The organism is Pirellulales bacterium (assembly GCA_035939775.1).
In the GTDB taxonomy this organism is placed as follows: Bacteria; Planctomycetota; Planctomycetia; order Pirellulales; family DATAWG01; genus DASZFO01.
In genome coordinates, this window is sequence record DASZFO010000290.1 from 1 (window position 1) to 7,618 (window position 7,618).

Annotated in this window: 7 protein-coding genes; all 7 read left to right on the forward strand. The window is 60.2% G+C overall.

From position 1 onward, the window contains the following. Positions 1-2,251, forward strand: a 2,251-nt coding sequence (polA, locus tag VGY55_17875; GenBank protein HEV2971848.1) for a DNA polymerase I, incomplete at its 5' end; no start/stop codon positions are given. 120 nt (positions 2,252-2,371) lie between these two features. After that, complete coding sequence (coaE, locus tag VGY55_17880; protein HEV2971849.1) at positions 2,372-2,971, forward strand: dephospho-CoA kinase; 600 nt, start codon at positions 2,372-2,374, stop codon at positions 2,969-2,971. A gap of 298 nt (positions 2,972-3,269) precedes the next feature. Beyond that, a complete protein-coding gene (gene rho, locus VGY55_17885; GenBank protein HEV2971850.1) occupies positions 3,270-4,712 on the forward strand; it encodes a transcription termination factor Rho in 1,443 nt (480 codons plus the stop codon). A 123-nt stretch (positions 4,713-4,835) separates the two neighbouring features. Next, entirely contained in the window at positions 4,836-5,303 is a 468-nt protein-coding gene (gene ribH, locus VGY55_17890) for a 6,7-dimethyl-8-ribityllumazine synthase (protein HEV2971851.1), read from the forward strand. Between the two features lie 89 nt (positions 5,304-5,392). Next, complete coding sequence (gene nusB / locus VGY55_17895) at positions 5,393-5,800, forward strand: transcription antitermination factor NusB (protein HEV2971852.1); 408 nt, start codon at positions 5,393-5,395, stop codon at positions 5,798-5,800. Positions 5,801-5,900: 100 nt separating this feature from the next. After that, positions 5,901-6,836 carry a signal recognition particle-docking protein FtsY gene (gene ftsY, locus VGY55_17900; protein HEV2971853.1) on the forward strand — a complete coding sequence of 312 codons (936 nt, stop codon included), beginning with the start codon at positions 5,901-5,903 and terminating at the stop codon, positions 6,834-6,836. 387 nt (positions 6,837-7,223) lie between these two features. After that, positions 7,224-7,618, forward strand: a 395-nt coding sequence (locus tag VGY55_17905; protein ID HEV2971854.1) for a hypothetical protein, incomplete at its 3' end; no start/stop codon positions are given.

A 7,618-nucleotide genomic window follows, 5' to 3' on the forward strand; every position in this document is an offset into this window, starting at 1 on the left:
GCTGATCGGGCCGAAGATGGCCCGCGAACTGTTGCAGAAATTCGGCACGCTGGAAGACCTCTATGCTCGAATCGACGAAGTTGCTGGTGGCAAGCGGCGCGACAATCTTCTGCTGGGCCGCGAGCAAGCGTTCTTGAGCCGAGAACTGGCCCGCTTGAACGCTGAAACGCCCGTGGCCATCGATTGGGAGCGCGGGCGGGCAGGCGGATTCGATCCGGCCAAGGCCGCGGACATGTTCATGGCGTTCGGTTTCCACAGCCTGACCGAGAAGATGCGGAGCCGCGTGCCTCCGACGCGCGCTATTTGGAAGGTCGACTACCAAACGATCGACACGCTAGAGAAGCTCGATCAGCTTGTCGCCGAAATGAGCCGCCAGCCGAACATTTCGTTCGACACCGAAACGACCAGCATCTCTCCACGCTGGGCGGAGATCGTCGGCTGTTCGTTTTCCTGGAACGACGGGCAGGGATACTACTTGCCATTCCGAGCGCCGGCCGGCGCGGTCCGGCTCGATCCCGAGCGGGCGCTCGCTGTGCTCCGGCCCGTGCTCGAGAACGACCAGATTCGCAAGATCGGCCAGAACCTTAAATACGACATGATCGTGCTCCGCTCGGCCGGAATCGATTTGGCGGGCGTCGATTTCGACACGATGGTCGCCAGCTACCTCTTGGATGCCGGCGAGCGGAACCACAATCTCGACGAACTGGCAGCCCGCTATCTCAATCACAGCACCACGACCATCGACGAACTGATCGGCACGGGCAAGCAGCAAAAGCGAATGGATGAGGTGCCGATCCCATTGATCACGCACTACGCGGTCGAGGACGCCGATGTAGTCTGGCGCTTGCGGCCGATGCTGGCCAAGCGACTGGAAGAGCTGCAACTCGATCGTCTGTTTCGCGACGTGGAAATCCCGCTGATCGAGGTCTTGGTCGAGCTGGAATACAACGGGATCAAGGTCGATGTCGCGCGATTGCAAGAACTGAGCCGGCAATATGGCGAGCGACTCGTCGTGCTCGAAAAGGAAATCTACGAACTGGCCGGGCGGCAGTTCAACATCGGCTCACCCAAGCAATTGCAGGAGGTGCTATTCGATGAGCAAAAGCTGCCGAAGCTGAGGAAGACCAAAACCGGCGCGAGCACCGATGCCGATGTGCTCGAAGAGCTGGCCCGATTGCATCCATTGCCGGCCAAGATCATCGAATATCGCCAATATGCCAAGCTGAAAGGCACGTACGTCGATGCGTTGCCGCAGATGGTCCATCCGACCACCGGGCGCGTGCATGCCTCGTTCAATCAATCAGTCGCCGCGACCGGCCGGCTCAGCTCGAGCGATCCCAATCTACAAAACATCCCGATCCGAACCGATTCGGGGCGCGAAATCCGCTCGGCGTTTTTACCGGGGCACGACGGTTGGCGGCTGGTGGCGGCCGATTATTCGCAATTCGAGCTGCGCTTGCTGGCCCATTTTTCTCAGGACGCCACGCTGTGCGAGGCCTTCGCCCGCGACGAAGACATTCACGCCCGCGTGGCGAGCCAGGTGTACAACGTGCCGCTGGCGGATGTAACCTCCGACATGCGCCGCGTAGCGAAGGCGGTCAACTTCGGCGTGATTTACGGCCAAAGCGCCTTCGGTCTATCCAAAATGCTTGGAATCGATCAGACTCAAGCCGCGCAGTTCATCCGAGCGTACTTCGCCGGCTATCCGGGCGTCAGCGAGTTCATCGAACGAACGATCGCCGAGTGCCGCCAGAATGGTTTCGTGACGACCATTTTGGGACGGCGGCGGATCATTCGCGGAATGGGAGACGCGGAGAAGGCGATTGGCCCCGACCGCGCCGAGAATGAGTCGCTCTTTGCCGTGGCCGACGCTGCCAGCGTCGGCGCAGACCTACCTGATGCGCCCCGTCGGTCAGAAGACAGATCCGCTCCTCAGCGCGGCGAAGGCGCGCTGCGTCAACGGAGCCTCGCCGAGAGAACTGCGATCAACACGGTCGTGCAAGGTTCCGAAGCCGACCTAATCAAGCTGGCAATGATCAACATTTACCACCGGATGCGAGCCGAACACCTTGCATCAAGAATGCTGCTTCAAAATCACGACGAATTGATATTTGAGGCGCCGCCGGAGGAAATCGACCTCATGGTTCAACTCGCGAAGGAGGAAATGTCCGGCGTCTGGCCATTGTCGGTGTCGCTTAAAGTGGACGTGAAGACCGGTTCCAATTGGGCAGATTGCGAACCTTGGGCATGACATGGCCGCTCAATCGGTCCACGGACGGTTTGCCCAAGCTGATGGCTCCGATTGCGCGAAAAACATGCGAACGTAAATACATCTTTACAGGTCGATTGCGATAATAGTCCGGAACCAGCCATGCAGATTATCGGGCTCCTCGGCGGCGTCGCCAGCGGTAAGAGTTTCGTGGCCAAGCGATTCGAACTTTTTGGGGCGAAAGTGCTCGATGCCGATCGAATCGGCCATGAAGTTCTGTTATTGCCTGAGGTTCGGGACGGAATTCGCAACCATTTTGGCGACAAGGTGTTCGGTGAAAACGGCCAGGTGGATCGAAAGGCCCTTGGCCGGATTGTATTTGGCCCGCCGCCGGATGGCGCGCGTGAGCTGTTGGTTCTAGAACAGTTGACCCACCCGGAAATTCGCCGCCGGCTTCGTGGGGAGGCCGATCGGATGGCGGCTGATGGCGTGCCGGCTGCCATTTTAGACGCCCCAGTCATGTTGAAATCCGGTTGGGACAAGATTTGCAGTAGGATGGTTTATGTCGACGCGCCCGAGGAAGTGCGGCGCGAGCGAGCGTTGTCACGAGGTTGGACGACGGAGGAATTCGAGGCTCGCGAGGCCGCCCAGGAAAGTTTGGAGGTCAAACGGCGGCGCGCCGATTTTGTGATAGATAACTCCGCATCGGCGGAGTATACTCAATCGCAGATTGAGCGGTTTTGGCACTCCCTTGTCGGCTGACTCCTGCCCATCGACGGTTCCCAACCGTTTGCCAAGTCCGCTGGATCTGCTGCCGATGTCGAACACCCTGCTCGCGGCAGCACCGTTTGGCAAAAGCTGCACTCATCCCAATCGGTTCGATTCCACCCGCCATATTCGTATTGCAATTCGCGTTGGATCGCCGGCAGAATGTCGGCAACCTATCCTATCCGTTCGTCCCTTGAACGGAACGATCGAAATCAATCCCGTCACCCACCGCTGGTGCCGTTCGCGCACCGGCAAACGTCTTCCTTTTCCATGATTTCCAGAAAGTTCGATTATGTCCGAGATTCGAGGCACAAAAGTTCGCAGATCGACTGCGCAAATCGTTGACGACCGTTCGCCGGTCGATGAATCCGATTTGGATGAGCCGCTGTCGCTGGCCGAAGAATTGGCCGAGGAGGCCGAGCACGGAATCAGTCGCGACGAAACCCACGAGCGGTATGAGCAGATCAAGCAGGGCGACATCCACATCGCCGAATTGCAGCGGATGTCGATGCCGCAGCTCATCGAGCAGGCCCGCTCCGAGAACCTCACAGACATCACGGGGATCAAGAAGCAGGATTTGATTTTCAAAATCCTCAAGGAGCGCGTGAAGCTGAACGGCCTGATGTTCGGCGAAGGGACGCTGGAGATATTGCCCGACGGTTTCGGCTTTCTCCGAAGCCCCGACTATCACTATCTGTCTTGCCCGGACGACATCTACGTCTCGCCGAGCCAAATTCGCCGTTTCGGCCTGCGGACCGGGGCGACGGTGTCGGGCCAAATTCGTCCGCCGAAGGAGAACGAGCGCTATTTCGCTCTGCTGCGAGTCGAAGCGATCAACTACCAAGACCCCAACCAGCTCACGGAAAAGGTGTTCTTCGACGACCTCACGCCGCTGCATCCGGACAAGCGGATCGTGCTCGAAACCACTCCGGACGAGATCAACATGCGGGTGGTCGATCTGATCGTGCCGATCGGCTTCGGCCAGCGCGGGCTGATCGTTAGCCCGCCGCGGGCCGGCAAGACGATCCTGCTCCAGAAGATGGCTAAAAGCGTGATCACGAACTATCCCGAGAGCTATGTGATCATGCTCCTGATCGACGAGCGTCCTGAAGAAGTGACCGACATGGAGCGACAGGTGAAGGGACGGAATTGCGAGGTAATCAGCTCGACGTTCGACGAGCCGGCCTCGCGGCACCTCCAAGTGTCGGAGATGGTCATCGAGAAGGCCAAGCGGATGGTCGAATATGGCTACGACGTGGTGATTTTTCTCGACTCCATCACGCGACTGGCCCGGGCATGGAATTCGGAATGCCCCGATTCGGGCAAGATTCTCTCCGGCGGCGTCGATGCCAATGCATTGCAGCGGCCGAAGCGGTTTTTCGGCTCCGCCCGCAAGGTGGAAGAAGGCGGATCCCTGACCATCATCGCCACCGCCCTGATCGAGACCGGGAGCAAGATGGACACGGTGATCTTCGAGGAATTCAAAGGGACGGGCAATCTGGAAATCGTGCTCGATCGGCAGTTGGTCGATAAGCGGATTTGGCCGGCGATCGATATCAACGCCAGCGGCACCCGCCGCGAAGAGATGTTGCTCGATCCCGAGGAATATCGCCGCATTTGCCTGCTGCGGCGGGTGCTGAGCGAGTGCAATGCGCCCGACGCGATGGAGCGCTTAGTCACGCGGCTGCAAAAGACGAAGACCAACGCGGAATTCTTGATGAACATGAAGTCGTAGTGGTACGTTGGACTGTCGGAAATCGAGAGTCGATCGTTAGCCGGTTCGCTTGTCTTCGACCCTGAGGCTCAGATCGAAGGGCGAACCGAAGTCGGCAGCAGTCGAGCGTCTGGGGGGCAGGTTATGCCGCGTGATTTTCGAGGATCGCTCGCCGCGTCACCGGGCCGTTGGGCCATTGTCGTCTCCCGGTATAATGAGTCGATCACCGCGAAGTTGGTTGGCGGAGCGCTCGCGACGCTCACGGCGGCCGGAGTGCCCGACGAAACGATCGACGTGGCGTGGGTCCCCGGCGCGTTCGAGCTGCCATTGGTCGCCGACCGTTTGGCGCATAGCGGTGAGTATGTGGCCGTGCTGGCGCTCGGCGCCGTGATCCGCGGCGAGACGACCCACGATCAGCACATCAATCGGGCGGTGAGCATCGGGCTGATGGAGGCGGGCCAGCACTCGGGAGTGCCCGTTTTGTTCGGCGTGCTTACTTGCGATTCGCTCGAACAGGCCATCCATCGCTCGGGCGGCAACGTAGGAAATAAAGGAACGGAATGCGCCGAATCCGCCCTGGAAATGGTAAGCTTGCTCCGGCAGTTGCCATGAACGCGACCGCGGCGGCCGGCGCCTCGTTCCCAGGCACTGCCTGGGCACGAGCGGTCTTTCCTTCATCCTTCATCCGTCATCCTTGAATCATGTCGCGCCGTAGCCGAGCACGAGAGGTCGTTCTCCAAGTCCTGTATCAGGACGACGTCAATCCGGGCGTCGACTCGCAGGTGACCGAGGAGTTTCTCCGCGCGCGGCTGCGGTCGGACGAGCTGGTCGATTTCGCCCGTTCGCTCGTGGCCGGTGTTCGCCGCAATCGCGAGGAATTAGATATGCTGTTGGCGAAAACGGCCGATCATTGGAGCCTGGAGCGGATGGCGGCGACCGATCGCAACGTGCTGCGGCTGGGGACGTATGAAATCCTCTACACCGAAACGCCCGACCGCGTGGCAATCAACGAAGCCGTCGAGTTGGCCAAACGGTTCGGCATCGCCCACTCGGCGCAATTCGTCAACGGGATTCTCGATAAGTTCCTCGAAGGGCACGCCAAGCAATGAGTTGATCCAACTCGCGACGCTGGCAGCGTCGCCCACGTGGCCGACGCTGCCAGCGTCGGCAAAGCCGCAATATATAAGCTCACTTAGGGTCCAACCTCTCATGGGATTATTCGACAAATTCAAGTCTGGATTGAAGAAGACCAGGCAGCTCCTTGGAACGGATATCCGCGATCTTTTCAAGAAAGAAGGAGAACTTGTCGACGAGGAGTTCCTCGATAAATTACGGCCCGGGCTGCTCCACACCGACATGGGACCCCAGGCAGCCGAAGAAATCCTTACCGAAATCCGCACGACCTATCGTGGTCGCGTCATCCACCGCGGCGAAGCGATCGACGCGATCAAGAAGAAACTCAAGCAACTAATGGCCCAGGATTGCGACGGCGTTCGCTTTGCGGCCCAGGGACCGACTGTAATCATGGTCGTCGGCGTGAACGGATCTGGAAAAACCACGTCGATTGCGAAGCTGGCTTACCTGTTCATTTCGCAAGGCAAAAAGGTCGTGCTCGGCGCGGGCGACACATTCCGCGCCGCGGCCGTCGAGCAGCTCACGATCTGGGCCGGACGGCTCGGCGCCGAGATCATCAAAGGCGATTCGGGGAGCGACCCGGCCAGCGTCGCCCACCGGGCCGTCAGCATGGCCGTCGAAATGAGTGCCGACGTGTGCATCATCGACACGGCCGGGCGATTGCAAACGCAACAGAATCTAATGAATGAGTTGACCAAGATCGCCCGCGTCATTGGAAAGAAAATTCCCGATGCCCCGCACGAAGTGCTGCTGGTCCTCGACGCGACGGCCGGGCAAAACGGCATCAGCCAGGCCCGCGGGTTCGCTCAGGCGGTGAAATGCACGGGCATCGTGCTGGCCAAGATCGACGGGACGGCCAAGGGAGGCGTGATCGTGCCGATCCGGCAGCAATTCGGATTGCCAGTGAAATACGTCGGCGTTGGCGAGAAGGCCGAGGATCTAGCGCTGTTCGAGCCCGACGCGTTCGTGGACGCGCTGTTTGCCGGACTGGAAGAATCGGACGCGGCGTAAGAGTCGTCCTGCGGCGAAAATCCCGCCACGCCGGCAAAGTCTGCCATCCCGCGCAAGCGGACATTCTTCGCGACCGGCAGCCGTTTGCCAGTCGATGGCGCCAGGCGTGCCCGACGTTCCGCATACGCCATGAATTGCGTGAATTCCCTCGGCGCTGGGTGCCGATAGCTAAACTTGCCTGCGGTTCTACCGTGTTTGGCCTACCAATTTCGACAACGTAGCAGACCTTGCCGCCCCTGACGAGCGATCGGCCGAGCGCCTCTGGCTCGGGCATCGGCGCGTTTGCGGCTGCAGGCGGCGTTGTCGCCCACCTTATTGCAACGGGTGATGCAGCGCAGATGCGCCTTGTGGAGGCGCGTTCGCTGCCGCACCTCAAAGGAGTGACCGATGACCAAGTTCATCAAGATGGCGATGGTTGTTGTCATTGCCGGCGGAACGGCCGCACAAGCCCGTGCTCAGTCGAATCCAATTCGCTACGGTGCGGTGACGCGCACGGCGTTCGACAATGCCGAATACTATGCCGACGACAGTGGCAAGTCGCCGAGCGACAAGGCCCCGACGCCGCCCGCGACCGAGCCGGCCCCCGCCGCTGCTCCGGCACCCGCCGCCGCGGCAGCCCCGGCAGCCGATGCCGCCGCCAGCGGCGGCGACGATTGCTGCAAGCTCACCTGCCCCGATCAAACCGTCAAGCACTTGTTCGAGAACAATTGCTGGCTCAAGTGCCATGATGTCGCGGTCACGGGCTGGCTCGAGGCCGGCTACGCCACGCACGACGGCCAGCG